This is a genomic window from Pokkaliibacter plantistimulans (genome assembly GCF_003194385.1).
GTDB classification, from domain to species: Bacteria; Pseudomonadota; Gammaproteobacteria; order Pseudomonadales; family Balneatricaceae; genus Pokkaliibacter; species Pokkaliibacter plantistimulans.
In genome coordinates, this window is the sequence record NZ_LAPT01000120.1 from 14,509 (window position 1) to 35,380 (window position 20,872).

A 20,872-nucleotide genomic window follows, 5' to 3' on the forward strand; every position below is an offset into this window, starting at 1 on the left:
GAGTGTTGCTACCAGCCCAAATCAGGTCAAACCCCTTACGTTCCGTATGGGCATACCCGCTGCGGCCTCATCGACACTCTTTGTATATAGCACAGCCTGGCGAAACCAATGCCCTGCCATCCCTGATGACATCCCGCCATGCCGCCAGAGATCACCTTGCTACTGGCGATCTTCCGTCATGGACCGTCTTCTACAGATTAAAGGGCACGACGCAGGACGCTGAAATACAGCCTTGCCGCCTCGCTCTGCGCCGCCATGCGTGCAGTGCAGAGCTGAAGTATCAGGGCAATAACAAAGGCAGCCTTCCAACACCCCTTAACAGGGGGTGATTGCAACGAGTTGTCGCTGTCTGACAGCTGGTTGATGACCACTGGCCCACGCCAGTATCACCGGGTCAACCATCTGACGAGTCATCCCGCGGCTTGCGCGGCAGAGTGTGTGGTAGCACCTGAGCACCGTGGCAAGACCGTAATATCGCAACAGGGGAATTTGTGCATGACTGCCAATACACCAACCCTGATCACGTTCGTGGTCTACATTGCACTGATGATCTTTATTGGTCTGGCTGCATACCGCTCTACTAACAACCTTTCCGATTACATTCTGGGTGGCCGCAGTCTCGGCAGCTTCGTCACCGCACTGTCTGCCGGTGCCTCCGACATGAGTGGCTGGCTGCTGATGGGCCTGCCCGGCGCCATTTATCTGTCTGGCGTGTCTGAATCCTGGATTGCTATCGGCCTGATCGCCGGTGCCTGGCTGAACTGGCTGTTCGTCGCGGGCCGTCTGCGGGTGCATACCGAACACAATGGCAATGCCCTGACCCTGCCTGATTACTTCTCCAGCCGCTTTGAAGACAACAGCCGCGTGCTGCGTCTGCTGTCGGCCGTGATCATTCTGGTGTTCTTCACCATCTACTGCGCCTCCGGCATCGTCGCCGGTGCCCGTCTGTTCGAGAGCACATTCGGTCTGTCTTATGAAACCGCTCTGTGGGCAGGCGCCGCGGCGACCATCGCCTATACCCTGATCGGCGGCTTCCTGGCGGTCAGCTGGACCGACACCGTACAGGCCAGCCTGATGATTTTTGCCCTGATCCTGACCCCGGTGCTGGTGCTGGTTTCTACCGGTGGTTTTGACCAGACCGTCGCCGTGATCGAAGCCCAGAACGTCGAATATCTGGACATGTTCAAGGGCGCTTCTTTTGTTGGCGTTATCTCGCTGATGGCGTGGGGCCTGGGCTACTTCGGCCAGCCTCATATTCTGGCGCGCTTTATGGCCATCGATTCGGTCAAGTCCATCCCTGCCGCCCGCCGTATCGGTATGGCATGGATGATCCTGTGTCTGGCAGGCGCGGTGGCTGTTGGTTTCTTCGGCATCGCCTACTTCCAGGCGCACCCTGAGCAGGTTGGCCCGGTCAGCGAGAACCCCGAGCGTATCTTTATTGAACTGACCAAGTGGCTGTTCAACCCCTGGGTCACCGGCGTACTGCTGTCTGCCATTCTGGCCGCCGTCATGAGCACCCTGAGCTGTCAGCTGCTGGTATGTTCCAGCGCCCTGACCGAAGACTTCTACAAAGCCTTCCTGCGCCCCCATGCCGGTGAACGTGAGCTGGTGTGGTTTGGCCGCGTGATGGTGCTGGTCGTGGCGCTGGTCGCCATCCTCATGGCCACTAACCCCGACAACCGCGTACTGGGTCTGGTGTCTTACGCCTGGGCAGGTTTCGGTGCTGCCTTCGGCCCCGTGGTACTGATTTCCGTACTGTGGAAAGGCATGACCCGCAATGGCGCTCTGGCAGGCATGCTGGTCGGTGCGGTCACCGTCATCGTCTGGAAGCAGAACGGCTGGCTGGGGTTGTACGAGATCATCCCCGGCTTTATCTTCGCCAGCATTGCCATTCTGCTCTTCAGCAAGCTGGGCAAAGCACCTTCCAGCACCATGCTGCAGCGCTTTGACGCCGCGGATAAGGAGTATCAGGCCGCTCATCGCCTGTAAGCCTGTTCACGGTTTAATAGCTTCAACGCAATAAAAAACGGGCCGCAGTCTGCACTGCGGCCCGTTTTTCGTTCTGCTCACCCCTGCTTATGGCCAGCGCTGGCTAAGCCACCAGGGCGATCCATTTCAGCCTTTCTTACTGACCACTTTGCAGCATCTTCTGCAAGGTTTCCGGGTCGACGTTTTCCATCATCTTCTGCAGGGTTTCACTGTCCATATTCTGCATCATGCTACCACCGCTCTGACCGCCTGAGCCGCCCAGCAGCCCTTGCAGGCCACCCAGCAACGACCCCATGTCCACTGTGCGATAGCCCACTGGCGGCATAAAGAGTTTGGCATCCTGCGGGCCACGGCTGATCTGTCTGACCAGATAGTTGTCACGCCTGGCATTCAGCTCCCGGGCAGACAGCACCACGCCATCCTGCGTAATACAGGCCACGCCCTGCTTGTTGGGCTGCTGAGGCGAGGCCAGTTGCCATTCATCGCAGCCTTCGCCTGCGACGGTGCGGTGACCGATCTTCTGCCCCTGCAGATGGCTGACGTCGAAGCTGGCACCACCGAGCATGGAGCTGACCCGCTGCATATCCAGCTTCATCACGATCTGCTCACCGGCAGCCACCCGCCCGGTGGGATAAACAAAGGCTTCGCCGGTGACCGGATCAAACACGGCGACAGCCGCATCACCCGGCATGTCCTGCATTTCCTGGGTTTTCTGCATGCGGATACGCATCTTGCTGGCATAGGCGTTGACCACTGCCGGATAGACCCGGTTATTGCGGGCATCCCAGATATCCACCTGCGCCTGATAGGCGGCTTTGGGCTGAGGCGGCTGCGCAGCCTGAGCGTTAATCGCCAGCAGACCGGCAAGCATCACTAATGTGGGCCTGAATCCCATGGCATGACTCCTTCCTGTACAGGCACTGTCGTTCGACTTTCTGGGCAACAAATTACGGCGGCACATCCTACCAGTCACAGCAGCGACTGGGCAGAGCCGTACTTCCGCCGATTATCCGCTGCCCCCCAGCATCTGCAAGGGCGCAGCGGTTTCCGATTGGAACAGTGGCGGTAACATCACAAAAAAGTGATCTCATTTTTTCACTACTCCCGTGCCGCCAGTGCAGAAAAATGCAGGAATTACCGGACAATCAGAAGCGAATAGGAGTCACCATCGCAAAAAAATGTGCTCACATTTTGGATTTTGCTACACTTCCCTGCACGACCGCAGCGCGTCACCCTGTTCAGCCTGCCTGCGGTGTGATGGCAGCCATGTCTGGCAATCTGGAATGTGGAGCGAAAATATTGGCCAAAGCCCCCATTGTTATCCAACCGCCCCAGCGGGATGACAACGAAACCCTGCAGGAATGGGTCTATCGCGCCCTGCGGCAGGCAATCATGACCGGCCACTTTGTCCCCGGTCACAGTGTCACCATTCGTGGTGTCGCAGAAATGCTCAATGTCAGCCTGATGCCAGTGCGTGAAGCCCTGCGTCGGCTGGTGGCGGAGCGGGCACTGGAACTGCTCAGCAACCGCCGGGTGACAGTACCCAAGATGACCCCTTCCAAGCTGGAAGAGCTGGCCTCTGCCCGTATTGCACTGGAAAGTCTGGCCGCCGTGCGTGCCCTGCCTGCCATCAATGATGAGCTGCTGCAAACCCTGCGGGCGCTGGATGAGGAAGTGGATCATGCTCTGCATGACGGTGATGTCACTACTTATCTGCAGAAAAATCAGGCCTTCCATCTGACGCTGTACCGCGCCGGAGATTCTCAGGTACTGATTCCGCTGATTGAAAGCCTGTGGCTGCAGTTCGGCCCGTTTATGCGCATGGTACTGGGCCGCATCGGCGTGTCCTATGTACTTGACCGCCATGCCGAAGCCCTCAAGGCCATTGAACGCAAGGACCCACTGGCGCTGCGTCTGGCTATCGAAGGGGATATCCGCGATGGTATGGGCTCACTGAGCCAGGAAGAATTGCTGGCGAACGCCCGCGATAACTGATACCTCACTGCCTGTCAAACAGTCAGGGCGCCACGCGGCGCCCTGTTGTTTTCTACCCTTCAGACACGCCCTGCCGGACACCTGACTCCGGGTTACACCGGGCTATGACATACGGCTTCGACGTTATTGCCGTCCGGGTCGAGCAAGAAAGCACCGTAGTAATCCGCATGATAGTGCGGGCGCAGCCCTGGCTTGCCGTTATCCTCGCCACCGGCCGCCAGCCCCGCAGCATGGAACGCCTCTACCTGCGCGCGACTACCGGCACTGAAGGCCACATGCCGCGGCGTGCTCGGCTCACGACTCTCAATCACCCAGAACACCGGCTTGCCGGTCGGGCCATAGGCGCACATGCGCCGGGTGGGAAACGCCGCATCCCACTCTGTGACCAGCTCCATCTGTACTGACAGCCCGAGTGCCGCAAAGGCTGCATCATAAAAGGCCTTGGTCAGGGGATAATTACTGGCGTAAGTACTGAGGTGATCAATCATCGTTGTCTTCCTTTACAGAGCAATGGATGAAATAGGGAACGTCTGAAGTACAGGTTATCCTGCTGCCACTTCCCGCAGATAGACCGGCAGGTCGGTCGTGGGTGACGGCACAGGAATCTGGTACAGCAGGCCACTGACGTGACCGCGATGGTAAGTACCATGGTTGACGACATGCAGCAGGATATCCTGACGACTCATCTGCCCTTCCCCACCACCGATGTAGGTGAAGGCCACCACTTCCTCCGCCTGCGGCGATGACAGCTGTGCGGCGTAGTCACCATACCAGGCGTCCAGCTGCTGCTGATCAGCCCATAGCTGTGACAGCGTCGGACAAAATTCGGGGTTGCGACTGGTATAGCCGTGGGGCTGGCCAAGCAGATGTGCTTGCCAGACCTTATCCATGGCATAGACATGGTGCAGCGTGCGCACAATACTGCCCCACAGAACAGGCCGCGGCGCCTCGACCTCACTGGCTGGTAACGCCAGCACCGTGTCAAATATCAGCTGATTGGCCCACGCCTTGTAACGGATCAGCGAGTTTAGCAGTGCAGGCATCATGCCCTCCCTGGCTGGTGATTATTCCTGCTGCAACCAGCTCAGCGCCTGCTGCAGATTTTCAAAGTAGCGCACCTCGCCACCGACAAACCAGGAGCCAATCTTCGCCGCCACTTCCTGCCAGTGGCGGTTACCGTAGATGGCGACTTTCTCGAACTCACTGCCGTGCCGCAGCCCCAGACGCAGATCGTCCCAGGCAGCACGTAGCTCCCAGCCAAGCAGCTCAGTGGCATCAAACAGGACTTTGACCCGTGGCGATGGCACCTGTGCCAGGGCCGAGTCCACCATGGGCGATATCACTTCATAATCGGCATGAGTGAGTTTGCCTACTGCTTTCAGCGACAGGAAAAACTCTTCACCAAAACGCTCAATACCGATGGAAAGACCATGCCGGGCGATTGTCATGCTGTGTCTCCCTTGTCAGTTTCCGACTTCAACAGGAAAAACTAGCACAGGAAACCCCAACCTGCCCGGTCAGCGGGCACAGAAAAGCTGCCGGCTTGTCAGGCCGCACCACTCAGATGTTCGTACAGAATGACGCTACCGATGATAATCAGCACGATGCCGCCCACCGCTTCGGCACGCTGGCCAATGACACAGCCCAGCTTTTTGCCCAGCAGCATACCTATGGTAACCATGATGGTGGTGGCGCAGCCGATGGCCACGGCGGCAACGGCGATGTTCACCTGCACAAAGGCCAGACTGACGCCCACGGCCAGCGCGTCGATACTGGTTGCCACCGCACTGAGGCACAGCATCCAGACGGGCTGCACCACGGCAGGCGTATCGCTTTCCACCTCACACACTTCCTCATTGAAACCCGCCCAGCACATCCGCAGGCCGAGCAGACTCAGCACGGTAAAGGCAATCCAGTGATCCCATTCAGAGATAAAGCGTGAGGTGCCAAGGCCCAGCAGCCAACCTATGACAGGGGTAATGCCTTCGATCACACCAAACAGCAGTCCGGTCTTGAGGGCATGAGAGAAACGATGATCTTGTGCAGAGATGCCTTTACCCACAGCAACGGCAAAGGCGTCAGTCGACATCGCAAAAGCGATCAGCAGGATGGAAATAAAGCTCACGGTTCGTATCCAGGCCGGGCAAATAACCATGACAGATCGCGCGCCCGGCCTTTATGGCGCTGATCTGTCAATGGTCTCGCTAACCTGTCGGTCGCCTGAGCCACGGTCTGCGGACCGAGAATGTTGACTCAGACACTTTCACCCGCCACACCCACTCCTGACAGAGCGATGCAACTAGACTTCCGCCACTCTGTGATGGCTTGAAGCGCGGAGGAAAGTCAGCTACTCCCCAAAGACGCCGCCACCCTACCAAGTTGAAATGCCTTAGGCAATCAAAAAATGCACTTCAACCGTGGTTAACTTTTTTAGCCGAAGTCCACAAACGGCGCGGCCTGCAGCGTGATCGCCGGCAGCGCAACGAGCACAGTATGCTCGTCATGCCCAATAAAAAAAGAGCCATGGCAACAACCTCTCGTTGCCATGGCTCCTTCGTGTCGGCGTAGTACCTGTCAGGCACTACTTTTTGTCAGTAGCGGTTATTCTTCATCCGGCAGCATCTGCGCATCGCGCTCGGCCTTGCGGGCAAACCACCAGGCAATGCACACCGCAATGCTCACCACCAGCACAATCAGGGTCGCCAGTGCATTAATCTTGGGGCTGACCCCCAGACGCACACTGGAGAACACCACCATCGGCAGTGTGGTGGAACCGGGGCCGGAGACGAAGCTGGCAATCACCAGATCGTCCATCGACAGCGTGAATGACAGCAACCAGCCCGCGACCAGTGAAGGCGCAATGATGGGCAGCGTCACCAGCCAGAACACCTTGAACGGATGCGCACCCAGATCCATCGCTGCTTCTTCCAGCGACAGGTCCATCTCCTTCAGGCGCGAGCTGATCACTATGGCGGCATAGGCCGTACAGAAGGTGATATGCGCCAGCAGGATGGTCAGCGAGCCGCGTTCTGACGGCCAGCCGAACAGCTGCCCCATGGCAACGAACAGCAGCAGCAGTGACAGACCGGTGATCACATCAGGCATGACCAGCGGCGCGTTGATCATGGAGCCAAACAGCGTATGCCCCCAGAAACGGCCGAAACGTACCAGCGCAAAGGCAGCCAGCGTGCCAAGAATGATGGCACCGGTCGAGGCGCCCATGGCGATCTTCAGACTGAGCCAGACCGCGCTCATCATCTGATCGTCAGCAAACAGCTCGCCGTACCACTTGGTGGAAAAGCCAGCCCAGACGGTCACCAGTCGCGACTCGTTGAAGGAGTAACCGATCAGCAGCACGATGGGCAGATAGAGGAAGGCAAAGCCCAGCGTCAGTACCGTCAGTGACAGTTTATTTAGCTTCATTGGCTGCCTCCTTGGCCTGATAGCGGTTGAACAGGGCAATCGGGACCAACAGCAGCAACAGCATGACAATGGCCACCGCTGACGCCACCGGCCAGTCACGGTTGTTGAAGAACTCCTGCCACAGCACCTTACCGATCATCAGGGTATTGGCACCGCCCAGCAGCGACGGAATGACGAACTCACCCACGGCCGGAATAAACACCAGCATGGAGCCAGCAATGATGCCCGCCTTGGACAGTGGCAGCGTCACCTTGAGGAAGGTCTTCCAGGGGCGGCAGCCCAGATCAGAGGCAGCCTCCAGCAGCGACAGATCCATCTTCAGCAGGTTGGCATACAGCGGCAGGATCATGAACGGCAGGTAGGCGTAAACGATACCGATATACACCGCCACGTTGGTATTGAGGATTTCCAGCGGCTCGTGGATCAGGCCGATGGACATCAGGAAGTTGTTGAGCAGGCCGTTGCTCTTGAGAATGCCGATCCAGGCATAGATACGGATCAGAAAGGAAGTCCAGCTCGGCAGAATCACCAGCATCAGCAGCACGTTGCGCACACTGGCTTCGGCGCGGGCCATAAAGTAGGCCATCGGATAGCCCACCAGCAGACACAGCACGGTGGCAAAGAAGGCCGTTTTCAGCGAGTTCAGATACGCCAGAAAGTACAGGTCATCCTGTAGCAGGAAATGGAAGTTGCCAAGATTGAGCTTGATATTGAGCACATCGTCGGCGTAAGAGATCAGATCCTCATAAGGAGGAATGGCAATGGCCGATTCCGACAGGCTGATCTTCAGAACGATGGCGAACGGAATGAAGAAGAACAGCAGCAGCCAGATATAGGGGACGGAGATAATCCATGTCCGCCCCTGGGAGAAGCAGTTCAGCAATTTCTTCATGATGTGAGCACCACCCCGCTGGCCGTATCCCAGCTCAGATAGACCTCATCACCCCAGGTCGCGCGGTCCTGAGTCGAGCGGGCAACGTTGGCCACGGTGCACTGGATGCGGCGGCCACCGGTGATTTCCACGTGATAGGTAGAAATGCCGCCCAGATAGGCAATATCCGACACGGTGCCCTTGACCCAGTTTGCCGCCTGTTCGGGACGCTCAAACGACACCGAAATCTTCTCCGGGCGCACCGCTACCGCAACGGGCATCCCGGCGCTGACCGAGGCGTTCAGGCTCAGTTCCAGCGGGCATTCCAGTTCACTGCTGGTGATCAGCAGCTCTTCGGCATCCTCGGCCTGCTCGTTGACCACACCCTCGAAGATATTGACCGAGCCGATAAACTCAGCGGTTAGACGGCTGTTGGGGTATTCGTAAACTTCGGTGGGGCTGCCGACCTGACAGATTTCACCGGAATCCATGATGCCGAGGCGACCGGCCATGGTCATGGCTTCTTCCTGATCGTGGGTCACCATCACACAGGTTACGCCCACGCTTTCGATAATGTTCACCACTTCCAGCTGCATCTGAGTACGCAGCTTTTTATCCAGCGCGCCCATCGGTTCATCCAGCAGCAGCAGCTTGGGGTGTTTGGCCAGACTGCGCGCCAGAGCCACGCGCTGACGCTGACCACCGGACAGCTGATGGGGTTTGCGACGGGCATACTTGCTCATGTGCACCAGCTTCAGCATGTGTGCGACACGGTCACCGATCTGGTTACGGGTCATGCCATCCTGCTTCAGGCCAAAGGCAATATTCTGCTCCACACTCATGTGCGGGAACAGCGCATAGGACTGAAACATCATATTGATGGGGCGCTCGTAGGGAGGCAGCGCGGTAATGTCCTGACCGTCAAGAATGATGCGACCCGCGGTGGGGCGCTCAAATCCGGCCAGCATACGCAGCAGCGTGGTCTTGCCACATCCGGAACCGCCGAGCAGGGCAAAGATCTCGCCTTTGCGAATCTCCAGGCTGACATCATTGACGGCCTTGGTATCACCAAACATCTTGGTTACCTGCTGAATCTGCAGGATCGTCTGCTCAGGCCTCTTGGCCGAGTCCGCCATGGTAGCGGTGCTGGTAGCTACATTCATTATCGACATAACCTCCTGACTTATACTTGTTGGCGACCCCACCGCCGGGGGAGCTACCGAAACCTGTAATACTTCGACGGCCTGATGCTTGGCACTGAGCGCCGGCTGACCGGCACCTGACGTATCTCTGCGACGAATCGTAAACCTGTGACGCGTGGAGCCTGTGCAGGCAGCCTGGCTGCCGCTTGCCACGCTACTGAACCGCCAAGAGTAACAGAGTCTGCCTGACGGAACATGTGCAACCAAATCGCGCTTTATATCAGAAAGCACAGCAGACGCCAGTGCTAGAACAAGGTTTTGCGTTCATCTGTGCAGCGAACCGCTGCACAACAGATCAACCGGCCCACTGCAGCGCAGATTCACCGGTAAACGTTCCACCGGCGATATGGGTTGCGGGGCAGCCTGCAACAGTCAGGAACGTGTTCACGCTCCAGGGCCCATGTATTTGATAATCCTGTTATCTATACCTAAACCACTATGCACAAGCTATGCCGAAGAATATAAAGGACGAATTATTTTTATTAGTCCAATTCAGTGTGCACGAGCTAAATAATCAGATAAATACTTTCCCATCCATCTTCAGTTTTAGCTCAATAAAACTTTACCACTAGCAACCGATAACAATTTATAAAAATACCCCCAAGGGAATATTGAAGAATATCTAACCGATAAAATTATGCTTAATATTCGTCATATATCCGACACCCAAACCGCGCTACCGCATCGCAACAAAAAACCAGTACGTTCAATATGTTACATAAGCTCAACAAAGGTGATACCTGAGCTGATACGTAATCAGCAGCAGACAACGCTTATTCAGCCACAAATAAAAAGGGCGATCTGTTCAAGGCACCAAAACAGGTATCCACAAACCAGATCGCCCCAAAATAGCGCATGCTATTTTTTTAATTACACGGTGCGCAAATAGGAGTCATATTCCAATTGCGTCACCTGACTTCCGAAAGTCGCCAATTCCTGCCATTTACAGGCGCTATATAGGCGCTGATATGGCTCACCAAAATACTCTTTAATAAACTCCGACTCTTCAAAGGCCAGTAACGCATCGGCCAGATTGTCCGGCAGTGACGCCTCATGCTGTGCATAGGCGTTACCCACAGTAGCGGGTGGCGGTTCCATCTTGTTGACGATGCCGTGATAGGCGCCCGCCAGCACCGCGGCCATCGACAGGAAGGGGTTGGCATCGGCACCACCCACGCGGTGTTCAATACGAATCGCCGAACGCTCACCGGAAGGAATACGGATTGCCGTGCTACGGTTGTCGTAGCCCCAGCACGGATGCACCGGCGCATGGCTGCCCGCCTGGAAACGACGATAAGAGTTAATGTTCGGCGCCAGCAGCGCCATGCTGTCCGCCATGGAGTGAGTCAGACCGGCGATGGCCTGACGCAGCAGATCACTGCCGGTGGGCGTGCCATTATCGAACACGTTATGGCCTTCCTGATCAATCAGGCTGAAGTGGATGTGCATACCGTTACCGGCCAGATCGCCGTAGGGTTTGGCCATAAAGGTCGCGTTCATCTGATGGGCCTGAGCGACGCCCTTGATCACCCGTTTCAGCAGAATGGCGTGTTCCGCGGCCTGCACCGCATTGGCGACGTGATGCAGGTTGATTTCATACTGGTTCGGCGCCTGCTCGGCTACCGTGGTATCCACCGGCAGATCCTGAGTGGACGCCGCGCGGGAGATACCGTCGAAGAAGTCCTCGAACTCATGCAGCTCCTCGATACCATACACCTGATTGGTGAACTGACGACGGCCCGTGGTAGGCGACATGGGTGGCTGCGGACGGCCATCAGCGGCAGGGTCACGGTCCAGCAGATAGAACTCCAGCTCAATGGCTACTACCGGCGTCAGCCCCAGCTGTTTGAACAGATCACAGATATGCTGCAGACGGTGACGCGGATCACCGAAGAACGGTGCGCCGTCAGACTCATACATGGACATGACAATCTGCGCGGTGCGGCGTTTCAGCCAGGGCACTTCCTTGAGGGAACGACTGACCGGCAGACAGAGGGCGTCGCGGTCGCCGGTTTCAAACACCAGCCCGCTTTCCGAGACGTCGTTACCCCAGATATCCAGCGCGAACATGGAGCTGGGCAAGCGGATACCGCTGGACAGCACCTTCGGCACCGCACTGCGCGGCACCCATTTCCCCCTGACCACACCGTTGGTATCGGGGATCAGCAATTCAAACACCTCGATATCGGGGTGCTGATTGAGGAAAGCATGGGCATCGTCCAGGTTCGTCTGCAGACTACCGGCAACCATAGTGCTCTCACTCGACATTTTCTCTCTCCTTATGAAGCCAGATGTCTTCACCCAGGAGAGACATCCGGCTCAGGCGTTGAGCCTGACTATCGTGCTGTGCGGGCCGCTATCAACATAGCTGTAATAAGTTATTGGGTGACCCGCTTGTGTACCTTGTTGGTAATGCTGTTTGCCGGCTCGGGACCGGCGCCGTGTCGACGCGGGGGGTGGTTCCTCCACCGCCTCACCGGCAGAAACCGGGGGATCCATGGTGGTCATTGGCGCAAGCCAAACCTCTCTGCATGTACTTCTCTGTATCGTTACCGACAGAACGCTAACTGTGGCCGCTGGTGGCCAGACGCTGCGCCCGGCGCAGGCGCGCTGCCTCACCGAAGGCATGGAACAGCGCAGCAGACAGCGCATCATCGGCAAACTGCCATTCCGGGTGCCACTGCACCGCGACGACCAGCGCCGCTGCCGAAGGCAGGCTGACCGCTTCAATCAAACCATCATCGGCACGGGCTTCAACCCGTAACACCGGCGCAAGCTGCTTCACGCCCTGACCGTGCAGGGAGTTTACCTTCCAGCGTGTGCAGCTCAGCCAGCTGGCCAGCAGCCCATTGGCCACCAGTGTTACCTCGTGAGCGGGCGCATACTGTTCCGCACGACTGGCCTGCTTGTCTTCACGATGATCCAGCAGTTCGGGCTGGTCATGTACAGCCTGATACAGGCTGCCGCCCAGCGCCACGTTCAGCTCCTGAAAGCCACGGCAAACGGCAAACAGCGGCACGCCCTGCTCAATGGCTAGACGGATAAGACGAAGGCTGGTGGCATCGCGCTGAGGATCAGCGGGAGAATCAGGATGGAGCAGGGGTTCTTGGTAATGCTGGGGATTGAGGTTGGAAGGGCTACCGGGAAGAAAAAGGCCATCAAGGCGAGAGATCAGATCGCGCAGGTAATCATCATCCACCTGCTGCAGTTCGCGTCCGTCCTGCTCAAAGCTCAGTCCGGGAATCAGCATGGCCTGCGCCTGGCTGCCATGGATCACCGCGTTGATGTATTTCTCCCCCACCCCGTGAAAGGGGGCCTGGCCGTTTAAAAACACATCGGCCTGAATTCCGATTAACGGGCGCTGCTCGCCCATAAACACCTCCAACCGCGCTACCGAACACAGATATAGTGATCACTTTTTTAGAAATCTTGTCAAGCACTCGATTTTCATCCCCTGCTAACCCCATGAATTAGCAAGGCTAAGCGCGGATTTTACGGCCCCCTCAGGGCAGCAGAATGGCTCACCTTGGCTTTTTGTCGGCACCACGATATTGTGATCACATTATCTCGGTGCTAACCTGTGATCACAAATTTGACACCCCTCTGCAGTGACACTAAGAACAGCATGGCAGTCAACACCGCCCGTCAGGTCACTCGCAGATCCGTCCCAGCCACCCCATGGGCACGTCGAGCAGCACGCTACGCCGCTCCGGCCAGAGAGGATAACCATGAGCAACAGTAAAACCCTTGCCGACTGGCAGGCTCTCGCCCACAGCATCCGTATTCCCGGTCAGGCCATTATCGACGGCAAAGCCTGCGATGCCCTGTCCGGCAAACGCTTTACCCCCATTAACCCGGCTAACGGCCAGCCGCTGGGTGACGTCGCCGAGTGCGATGCCGCTGATGTGGATGTCGCCGTCGCAGCCGCCCGTCGCGCCTTTGCAGACCGCCGCTGGGCAGGCATGGCACCGGGCCAGCGCAAGCGCATCATGCAACGCTGGGCGGCACTGATTGATGAGCACACTGACGAACTGGCTCTGCTGGAAACCCTCAATATGGGTAAACCCATCAGCGACAGCCTGAGTGTGGATGTGCCCGCTACCTCCCGCTGCATCGCCTGGTACGGTGAAGCTATCGACAAGATCTATGACGAAATCGCTCCCACCGCCAGTAACGCGCTGGCCACCATTACTCGTGAGCCGGTCGGCGTCGTGGCCGTGGTGGTGCCCTGGAACTTCCCCATGATCATGGCCGCATGGAAACTCGGCCCGGCGCTGGCCGCAGGCAACTCGGTGGTACTGAAGCCTGCCGAGCAGTCGCCACTGACGGCTATTCGTCTGGCGGAACTGGCGCTGGAAGCCGGTATTCCTGCGGGTGTGCTCAATGTGCTGCCAGGCTTTGGCCCGACCGCGGGCAAGGCCCTTGGCCTGCATATGGATGTGGATGCGCTGGCGTTCACCGGCTCCACCGATGTGGGCAAGCTGTTCATGCAGTATGCCGGTCAGTCCAACCTGAAGAAGGTCGGACTGGAATGCGGCGGCAAATCACCGCACATCATTCTCGATGACTGCGAAGACCTCGACGCCGCCGCCACCGCAGCGGCCTGGGGCATCTTCTTCAATCAGGGGGAGATGTGCACCGCAGGCTCACGTCTGATCGTGCATGAAAAGGTCTATGACCGGGTGCTGGCCAAAATTGCTGAGGTCGCCGCCACCCTGCAGCCCGGCGATCCACTGGACCCGGCCACTTCGCTCGGAGCGCTGGTGGAACACAAACATATGGAACGGGTGCTGGACTATATCCGCATCGGTCAGGAAGAAGGTGCAACCCTTTATCTGGGTGGCCAGCAGGTACGGCAGGACACCGGCGGCGCCTTTGTGCAACCCACGGTCTTCAGCGATGTGAACAACAGCATGCGCATCGCTCAGGAAGAAATCTTCGGCCCGGTGCTGGCGGCCATCCGCGTCAAAGATGCTGATGAAGCCCTGCAGGTGGCCAATGATGTCTGCTACGGTCTGGGCGCTGCCGTCTGGACCAGCAATATCAATACCGCCCACCGCATCAGCCGTGGCCTGCGCGCCGGTGTGGTGTACGTCAACTGTTACGATGCCGACGACATCACCGTGCCCTTCGGTGGCTACAAACAGTCGGGCATCGGCCGCGACAAATCGCTGCATGCCTTTGACAAGTACACCGAACTCAAGACCACCTGGATTCGCTTAACCGGCTGTTAAGACAGCTATTTGCTGCGCCCCGGCCAGCTCGCTGGCCGACCGTATCACTGCACCCCGAACAGCGTTGTACTGCCGATGGCCCCGCCACCGGCAGTCGGAGCAGTGCGCCCCGGCAATTTCGTCCGATAAGGCTTCGCGCAGCTAACCCCAATGGAGCGTTGCAATGAACAACCCGATGAACACTGCCGCACACCCCGAGCGCACTCGTGAAGAGTGGCAACATCTCGATCGCCAGCATCACCTGCATCCCTTTACCGACTTCAAGGAGCTGGCAGGCAAAGGTTCACGCATTATCAGTCGCGCTGAAGGCGCCTATGTCTGGGATGTCGATGGCCACCAGATTCTCGACGGCATGGCCGGGCTGTGGTGCGTCAATGTCGGCTATGGCCGCAAGGAAATTGCCGACGCGGTCTATACCCAGATGCAGCAACTGCCGTACTACAACAACTTCTTCCAGACCGCCCATCCGCCCGCTATCGAACTGGCCAGACAGCTGACCGAGCTGGCGCCACGCTTCAAGCAGGTGTTTTTCACCGGCTCCGGTTCCGAAGCCAACGACACCGTGCTGCGTATGATCTGGCGCTACTGGCAGCTGCAGGACCAGCCGCAGCGGCGGGTGGTAATTTCCCGCAAGAACGCCTATCACGGCAGCACCCTTGGCGGTGCCAGCCTCGGCGGCTTTGGCGTGGTGCATGAGCAGATGGGCACCCTGATTCCCGATATCGTCCATATCAACCAGCCCTACTGGTACGGTGAAGGTCAGGACATGTCGCCGGAAGAGTTCGGCCTGCTGCGCGCCCGCGAACTGCGCGACACCATCGAAGAGATCGGTGCCGACAAGGTGGCAGCCTTTATCGGCGAGCCGATTCAGGGCGCAGGCGGTGTGATCATTCCCCCTGCGACTTACTGGCCGGAAATCCAGAAGATCTGTGATGAATACGGCATCCTGCTGGTGACCGATGAAGTGATCTGCGGCTTTGGCCGCACCGGCGAATGGTTCGGTGCTGACTATTTCGGCGTCAAACCCGACCTGATGCCGGTCGCCAAGGGCATTACCTCCGGCTATATCCCGCTGGGCGGGGTGATGGTCAGCGAGCGGGTCAGTGACGTGCTGATGGGCGATGCCGGTGAGTTCTACCACGGCTTCACCTATTCCGGCCATCCGGTGGCCTGCGCGGCGGCACTGGCCAATCTGGCCATACTGCGGCAGGAGCATCTGGTCACCCGCATCCGGGATGACATCGGCCCCTATCTGCAGCAGCAGCTGCGTACCCTGCAGGCACATCCGCTGGTCGGTGAAGTACGTGGTCTGGGCCTGTTTGGCGCCATCGAACTGGTGGCCGACAAGGCCAGCCACCGCCGCTTTGACAGCAAACAGGGCGTTGGTATGCGTTGCCGCGAGCACTGCTTCCAGAACGGTCTGATCATGCGCGCCGTAAGTGACACCATGATCATCGCCCCACCCTTTATTCTCAGCCACGCTCAGGTCGATGAGCTGGTCAGCAAGGCATGGAAATGTCTGGACCTGACCGCCCGCTCCATCGCGGGCTGATCACGGCTGTTAGCAGCCACCGAATACCTGTTTAAACCACTGCGTTCTGTTTACCCCGCCCGGCCAGAGTGATCTGTCCGGGCTTTTTTGTTTTAGAGATTAGTTCACAAGCTAACCCTCGGAGTCTGAGCAACAGGCTCAAATTTCAATACAAATGAGGATTAAAACCTACTAACATTAAGCTTTCCTTCTAAACCCTGTCGAAATAAACAGTCCCGCAACTATTACACCAAAAAACAGCCAGCCATAATCCACTACAAAATAATAAATGGCATCACCCGGAAAACCATTCTCGTCCCGAACAATAATGGCACTCTCGGGTAAAGTTATATCGACAAACTCGGTAGAAAAAGAGGGATTATCCTTCCAAAACAAGGTAGTGGATGGTTCATCGCTGTACGTTAGCACCCCTGTAAACAGTCTCAGTGCAATGCTGCCCAGCAAAAAAGATAAGGCAAGCAGTGTTTTAAGGTTTAACAAAGCCATACTTCCCCCTTAAACCATCAATTTTCGCCATAATTTCGCTCCCCGGACAGCTATAGCCCTGATTAGGCAAATACTCTTTATGCCCACCCAAATAACGAATTGGAAAAAATGTCTGTAGTGTCGTGATCAACTTATTCAGCGCATTAAGGTTGGTATTTGAGAGGTCATCATCAATATCCCACCATTGATGATCAAAGTCCCCCATCATCAGAATGCCTATTTTCCCTGAGTTAGCATTCTGTACATGCGAGCCTTTATAAACGATTTCCCGGCCTTCATAGATCGTTCCTGTCGGGTGAATCAGAAAATGACACCCCACATCGTCATAACGATTTTTGACCATATGGTGATATTCAATTTCTTTAAGGTCTTTCATGCCATCATTGCCTGAATGATGGATAGCGATACTATCAAAAGCTCAGTCTGCAACAAGATTGTTGTATAACGGCTTTCGAGTTCCCCACCGGGAGCGGCTGATAACATTACAGCGGGTAAGAATGACGTTCTAAATAGAACGACGAGATACAGGTATTGTCATATACATCCCTTTATTTAGACGCTACTACAACCTTGAGTAGCTAAAGGAAAGCCTCACTCGAAGGCTTCCCGAACCACACAATAAATGCTTCTGCAGAAGCACTCATTGCCTATCTATTACAGTGCCTATCAATCCAGCAATTCAGCCGCCAGCAATTCCTCAAACGTCTGACGGCGGCGAATCACCCGTGATGCATCACCGTCCACCAGATATTCCGTGGCATAGCGACGGCTGTTGTAGTTAGAGGACATGGTGGCGCCGTAAGCACCGGCATCGTGGAACACCACCAGATCACCCACCGCCGCGACGGGCAGATCCTGGCTTTCCACTACGCCTTCCGCCCCCTGCGTAAAGACATCACCGGACTCACACAGTGGCCCGGCCACGGTTGTAGGTTGCAGCTCGGCAGCGCTCAAATCACGGCCATCCCCCGCCACCACGGAAATGCGGTGGAAGCTGCCGTACATGGCGGGGCGCATCAGCTCGTTAAAACCGGCATCCACCAGCGTGAAGTGGCGGCTGCCCATATATTTGCTGGCCCGCACTTCGGCCACCAGCACGCCTGACTCGGCCACCAGGAAGCGACCCGGTTCCAGCTCCAGCCGTACAGGATGACCCAGATGGTCAGCGATACGCTGGCGCACGGCGTCCCACAGCTCGAAGTAATGCGCGGTATCGACCGGCTCATCACTGTCACGGTAGGGGATCGACAGGCCGCCACCGGCGGAAATCGCTTCCAGATCGTGATCCGCCTGTTTGACCAGCTCGATCATGGCCTCGCCCACCTGCTGCAGGTGGTCATAGTCCACGCCCGAGCCGATATGCAGATGCAGGCCAACCAGTTTCAGGCCGTACTGACGCACGGCGGCAATCGCCTGCGGCAGTTCGGTGTGCCAGATGCCGTGTTTGCTGTTCTCGCCGCCGGTATTAGTTTTGCGGCTGTGGCCATGGCCAAAACCGGGGTTCACACGAATCCATACGCGATGGCCGGGCGACTGCGGGCCGAGCTGATGCAGCATATCCAGCGAGCCGACGTTGACTTCGATCTTGTCAGCCACCACCCGCTCCAGCGTCTGGCGATCAAACAGGTCAGCGGTAAACACCACTTCCGCTTCCCCTTCGGTGGTGGTCAGGCGATAGCCTGCGCGTTTGGCGCGCTCCAGCTCACCCAGAGATACCGAATCGACCTTGATACCGATCTCGCGCATCAGGCTGAGAATATGGATGTTGGAGCAGGCTTTCTGGGCAAAGCGGACGGTATCGAACTGCTTGAGCTGCGCCGCCTTGGCACGGATAACCGCCGCGTCATAGCACCACAGGGGGGTGCCCTGCTGCTGCGCCAGGGTGGCAATCAGTTGATCGGACAGCGTGCTCATTATGCGTACTCCTGAATTCTGTCGATGGCTGCGAACGAGGCAGCAGCCCAAAAATGAAGGACTTATTGAAGCATGGCGGTCACCCTCCAGAAAAATATCAATTTTTCTACAGGCCATTCATATCTGATATAAGGTGGGACTATTTCCACGGCACGCCGATGTCTAACGAGGACCACTCATGTCAGTCACCCTGCGCCATATCGAAGTCTTTCGTGCCGTGATGACCAGCGGCAGCGTCACTGCCGCCGCCGCCATGCTGCACACCTCGCAGCCGACCGTCAGCCGTGAGCTGGCGCGCTTTGAATATCTGACCCGGATGACGCTGTTTGAGCGCAGCAAGGGCCGCTTGCGCCCGACGGCACAGGGGCTGCTGCTGTTTGAAGAAGTGCAGCGAGCCTATTTTGGTCTGGAGCGCATCGTCAATACTGCCGCCACGCTGCGCCAGTTCGAGCAGGGCCAGCTGTCTATCGCCTGCCTGCCGGTGTTTTCCCAGTCGCTGCTGCCGCAGGTGTGCCGCCACTTTGTCAGCCAGTTCCCCAAGGTCAATATCAGCATCACACCGCAGGAGTCGCCGCTGCTGGAAGAGTGGCTGGCCGCCCAGCGCTATGATCTGGGCCTGACCGAGGTGGCGCAGGCGCCACAGGGCACCGAGCTGGATGCGGTGATCGTGCTGGATGAGGTCTGTGTGCTACCGCAGGGCCATGCGCTGGCCAGCAAAACCGTGCTGACCCCGGGCGATTTTGCCGGGCAGGCCTTTATCAGTTTGTCGGCACTGGACAGCTACCGGCAGCAGATCGACAGCACCTTTGCCCGCCATGAGGTCGAGCGGCAGCTGGTGATTGATACCCACAGCGCGGCATCGGTGTGCGCCATGGTGCGAGAAGGTATCGGGGTGGCCATCGTCAACCCGCTCACCGCGCTGGACTACGCCGGTCAGGGCGTGGTGATCCGGCGTTTCAGCGAGTCGATCCCGTTCACCGTCAGTCTGGTGCGGCCACTGCACCGCCCGCCTTCGCCACTGGTCAGCGCCTTTACTGACGCGCTGCAGGTGGCTGCCGGGCAGATCAGACAGCAGTTACAGCCACGTTAGCCAGAAAGCGTGATGCCTCCGCGTGGCCGCCGGTGAGCAATTTTATCCAAGTGCGCTACCGCCGAACGCGCTACAGTACATCCTCTCGATCATCAGACCATGACGGACTCAACAGCCGTGGCCCATCGGGAGGGAGGCGTTCATGAGCGATCACAATCAGTTTCAGTTCAGCAGCAGCAGCCATTTGCCCGGCGTCACCCTGCTGCATGCCGATATGGACGACTTCCACTACGACCGTCATGCCCATGAAGAGCACGCCTTCGGCATCACCCTGACGGGGATGCAGGAATTCTTCAGCGGCGGCCATCATCACCGCAGCCATCCCGGCCAGATCATTCTGTTCAACCCGGAAGAAGTGCACGACGGCAACTCCGGCGGCGAGGTGCCGCTGTCGTATCAGATGCTGTATGTCCCGCCGGAAACACTGGGCGCGCTGGTGGCATCGGTCTCAGGCAAAACGGTGCGCCACCCGGAGCAGTGCCGTTTTCGCGCCAGCGATACCCTGTTGTGGGATGAGCCGTTGCGCCAGCATTTGCAGACGCTGGGGCAGATGATCCAGCGCGGTCAGGGCAGCCAGATCGAACAGGAACAGCAACTGCTGGGTATCGCTGAACGGCTGGCGCAGCGTGAAGGCAGTGTGGCTGAATCCACCCAGCGCCCCCGCACCGACCGGCTACTGCGCCGGGCCAAGGATTTTATTCAGGCGCATATGCACGAAGACATCAATCTGGATGCCATCAGTGCCGCCGCCAATCTGTCCAAGTACCACTTTTTGCGGCTGTTCCGGCAGCAGTTTGGCATCACGCCGCACCAGTACGTCCTTAACTGCCGCATCAATGCCGCCCGCAGTGCGCTGGCAACGGGCGGCAAGCTGGAAGAGGTCGCCCTGCAGCATGGCTTTACCGATCTCAGCCATTTCAACCGCCGCTTCAAGCGCATTTATGGCATGACGCCGCGTCAGTATCAGAGCTGCCTGCAGCACTCGGCATAGACTTCAGCGCTCAACCTCAGCACCTGTTCTGAGCAGCGCATCCGCGCTGCGCTCTCTGTTTCTCTGCACAAATAAGACTCACCATGCTGGATTTGTTCGCCTATCAGGTCGTTGAAAATCTATCT

Annotated in this window: 19 protein-coding genes and 1 riboswitch; of the genes, 6 read left to right on the forward strand and 13 right to left on the reverse strand. The window is 57.6% G+C overall.

Annotated elements, in window-relative coordinates:
* The first annotated feature begins 495 nt into the window (after window positions 1-495).
* A complete protein-coding gene (gene putP / locus WH50_RS22060; protein WP_110189383.1) occupies window positions 496-1,989 on the forward strand; it encodes a sodium/proline symporter PutP in 1,494 nt (497 codons plus the stop codon).
* Window positions 1,990-2,125: 136 nt separating this feature from the next.
* Here the strand turns inward: putP and WH50_RS22065 are convergent, their stop codons facing one another.
* On the reverse strand, window positions 2,126-2,884 hold the full coding sequence (locus tag WH50_RS22065) for a hypothetical protein (RefSeq protein WP_133251401.1): 759 nt from the start codon (window positions 2,882-2,884) through the stop codon (window positions 2,126-2,128).
* A gap of 404 nt (window positions 2,885-3,288) precedes the next feature.
* Here WH50_RS22065 and WH50_RS22070 point away from each other — a divergent pair, with 404 nt between their 5' ends.
* Entirely contained in the window at window positions 3,289-3,984 is a 696-nt protein-coding gene (locus WH50_RS22070; protein WP_243410229.1) for a GntR family transcriptional regulator, read from the forward strand.
* 92 nt (window positions 3,985-4,076) lie between these two features.
* Here WH50_RS22070 and WH50_RS22075 read toward each other — a convergent pair whose 3' ends face one another.
* The 9 genes from WH50_RS22075 to WH50_RS22115 form a co-directional block, all read right to left on the reverse strand.
* Window positions 4,077-4,472: a VOC family protein gene (locus tag WH50_RS22075; RefSeq protein WP_110189385.1), complete on the reverse strand. Its 396-nt coding sequence runs from the start codon at window positions 4,470-4,472 to the stop codon at window positions 4,077-4,079.
* 54 nt (window positions 4,473-4,526) lie between these two features.
* Complete coding sequence (locus WH50_RS22080) at window positions 4,527-5,027, reverse strand: DinB family protein (protein ID WP_207780433.1); 501 nt, start codon at window positions 5,025-5,027, stop codon at window positions 4,527-4,529.
* Window positions 5,028-5,048: 21 nt separating this feature from the next.
* Window positions 5,049-5,432 (reverse strand): SpoIIAA family protein, encoded by a 384-nt coding sequence (locus WH50_RS22085; RefSeq protein WP_110189387.1) that lies wholly within the window; start codon window positions 5,430-5,432, stop codon window positions 5,049-5,051.
* A gap of 98 nt (window positions 5,433-5,530) precedes the next feature.
* Window positions 5,531-6,109, reverse strand: coding sequence for a manganese efflux pump MntP (locus WH50_RS22090; protein ID WP_110189388.1), 579 nt, complete (start codon window positions 6,107-6,109; stop codon window positions 5,531-5,533).
* Window positions 6,110-6,119: 10 nt separating this feature from the next.
* A riboswitch (yybP-ykoY riboswitch) is annotated at window positions 6,120-6,366 on the reverse strand.
* Window positions 6,367-6,585: 219 nt separating this feature from the next.
* On the reverse strand, window positions 6,586-7,407 hold the full coding sequence (locus tag WH50_RS22095; protein WP_104153785.1) for an ABC transporter permease subunit: 822 nt from the start codon (window positions 7,405-7,407) through the stop codon (window positions 6,586-6,588).
* The gene (locus tag WH50_RS22100; protein ID WP_104153786.1) at window positions 7,394-8,299 is read right to left on the reverse strand and encodes an ABC transporter permease subunit; all 906 of its coding nucleotides are present in this window, start codon (window positions 8,297-8,299) and stop codon (window positions 7,394-7,396) included. Before WH50_RS22100 ends, WH50_RS22095 begins: the two co-directional genes overlap by 14 nt.
* The gene (gene potA / locus WH50_RS22105) at window positions 8,296-9,441 is read right to left on the reverse strand and encodes a polyamine ABC transporter ATP-binding protein (RefSeq protein WP_243410231.1); all 1,146 of its coding nucleotides are present in this window, start codon (window positions 9,439-9,441) and stop codon (window positions 8,296-8,298) included. The genes WH50_RS22100 and potA overlap by 4 nt, the downstream gene beginning before the upstream one ends.
* A gap of 909 nt (window positions 9,442-10,350) precedes the next feature.
* Entirely contained in the window at window positions 10,351-11,748 is a 1,398-nt protein-coding gene (locus tag WH50_RS22110) for a glutamine synthetase family protein (RefSeq protein ID WP_243410234.1), read from the reverse strand.
* 295 nt (window positions 11,749-12,043) lie between these two features.
* Window positions 12,044-12,853 (reverse strand): gamma-glutamyl-gamma-aminobutyrate hydrolase family protein, encoded by an 810-nt coding sequence (locus tag WH50_RS22115; protein ID WP_110189390.1) that lies wholly within the window; start codon window positions 12,851-12,853, stop codon window positions 12,044-12,046.
* Window positions 12,854-13,208: 355 nt separating this feature from the next.
* Between WH50_RS22115 and WH50_RS22120 the strand changes: the two genes are divergently transcribed.
* Window positions 13,209-14,714, forward strand: a complete 1,506-nt coding sequence (locus WH50_RS22120) for an aldehyde dehydrogenase (RefSeq protein WP_110189391.1) — start codon at window positions 13,209-13,211, stop codon at window positions 14,712-14,714.
* Between the two features lie 163 nt (window positions 14,715-14,877).
* On the forward strand, window positions 14,878-16,266 hold the full coding sequence (locus tag WH50_RS22125; protein WP_165838522.1) for an aspartate aminotransferase family protein: 1,389 nt from the start codon (window positions 14,878-14,880) through the stop codon (window positions 16,264-16,266).
* A 177-nt stretch (window positions 16,267-16,443) separates the two neighbouring features.
* On the opposite strand, the gene WH50_RS22130 is transcribed toward WH50_RS22125, so the two are convergent.
* From WH50_RS22130 to lysA, 3 genes are all read right to left on the reverse strand, one after another.
* Window positions 16,444-16,752, reverse strand: coding sequence for a hypothetical protein (locus WH50_RS22130; protein ID WP_110189392.1), 309 nt, complete (start codon window positions 16,750-16,752; stop codon window positions 16,444-16,446).
* Window positions 16,733-17,158 carry a peptidoglycan recognition protein family protein gene (locus WH50_RS22135; protein WP_341476844.1) on the reverse strand — a complete coding sequence of 142 codons (426 nt, stop codon included), beginning with the start codon at window positions 17,156-17,158 and terminating at the stop codon, window positions 16,733-16,735. The genes WH50_RS22130 and WH50_RS22135 overlap by 20 nt, the downstream gene beginning before the upstream one ends.
* A gap of 260 nt (window positions 17,159-17,418) precedes the next feature.
* The gene (gene lysA, locus WH50_RS22140; RefSeq protein ID WP_110189394.1) at window positions 17,419-18,666 is read right to left on the reverse strand and encodes a diaminopimelate decarboxylase; all 1,248 of its coding nucleotides are present in this window, start codon (window positions 18,664-18,666) and stop codon (window positions 17,419-17,421) included.
* A 178-nt stretch (window positions 18,667-18,844) separates the two neighbouring features.
* On the opposite strand from lysA, the gene WH50_RS22145 reads away from it, so the two are divergent.
* The gene (locus WH50_RS22145; RefSeq protein ID WP_110189395.1) at window positions 18,845-19,756 is read left to right on the forward strand and encodes a LysR family transcriptional regulator; all 912 of its coding nucleotides are present in this window, start codon (window positions 18,845-18,847) and stop codon (window positions 19,754-19,756) included.
* A gap of 142 nt (window positions 19,757-19,898) precedes the next feature.
* Window positions 19,899-20,747 (forward strand): AraC family transcriptional regulator, encoded by an 849-nt coding sequence (locus WH50_RS22150; protein WP_110189396.1) that lies wholly within the window; start codon window positions 19,899-19,901, stop codon window positions 20,745-20,747.
* Window positions 20,748-20,872 lie beyond the last annotated feature (125 nt).

Coding starts and splice junctions, on each gene's coding strand:
- WH50_RS22100 (WP_104153786.1), bottom strand. CDS start 8,299: ATGAAGAAATTGCTGAACTGCTTCTCCCAGGGGCGGACATGGATTATC.
- WH50_RS22065 (WP_133251401.1), bottom strand. CDS start 2,884: ATGGGATTCAGGCCCACATTAGTGATGCTTGCCGGTCTGCTGGCGATT.
- potA (WP_243410231.1), bottom strand. CDS start 9,441: ATGAATGTAGCTACCAGCACCGCTACCATGGCGGACTCGGCCAAGAGG.
- WH50_RS22115 (WP_110189390.1), bottom strand. CDS start 12,853: ATGGGCGAGCAGCGCCCGTTAATCGGAATTCAGGCCGATGTGTTTTTA.
- WH50_RS22145 (WP_110189395.1), top strand. CDS start 18,845: ATGTCAGTCACCCTGCGCCATATCGAAGTCTTTCGTGCCGTGATGACC.
- putP (WP_110189383.1), top strand. CDS start 496: ATGACTGCCAATACACCAACCCTGATCACGTTCGTGGTCTACATTGCA.
- WH50_RS22110 (WP_243410234.1), bottom strand. CDS start 11,748: ATGTCGAGTGAGAGCACTATGGTTGCCGGTAGTCTGCAGACGAACCTG.
- WH50_RS22130 (WP_110189392.1), bottom strand. CDS start 16,752: ATGGCTTTGTTAAACCTTAAAACACTGCTTGCCTTATCTTTTTTGCTG.
- WH50_RS22120 (WP_110189391.1), top strand. CDS start 13,209: ATGAGCAACAGTAAAACCCTTGCCGACTGGCAGGCTCTCGCCCACAGC.
- WH50_RS22150 (WP_110189396.1), top strand. CDS start 19,899: ATGAGCGATCACAATCAGTTTCAGTTCAGCAGCAGCAGCCATTTGCCC.
- WH50_RS22080 (WP_207780433.1), bottom strand. CDS start 5,027: ATGCCTGCACTGCTAAACTCGCTGATCCGTTACAAGGCGTGGGCCAAT.
- WH50_RS22075 (WP_110189385.1), bottom strand. CDS start 4,472: ATGATTGATCACCTCAGTACTTACGCCAGTAATTATCCCCTGACCAAG.
- WH50_RS22125 (WP_165838522.1), top strand. CDS start 14,878: ATGAACAACCCGATGAACACTGCCGCACACCCCGAGCGCACTCGTGAA.
- WH50_RS22095 (WP_104153785.1), bottom strand. CDS start 7,407: ATGAAGCTAAATAAACTGTCACTGACGGTACTGACGCTGGGCTTTGCC.
- WH50_RS22085 (WP_110189387.1), bottom strand. CDS start 5,432: ATGACAATCGCCCGGCATGGTCTTTCCATCGGTATTGAGCGTTTTGGT.
- lysA (WP_110189394.1), bottom strand. CDS start 18,666: ATGAGCACGCTGTCCGATCAACTGATTGCCACCCTGGCGCAGCAGCAG.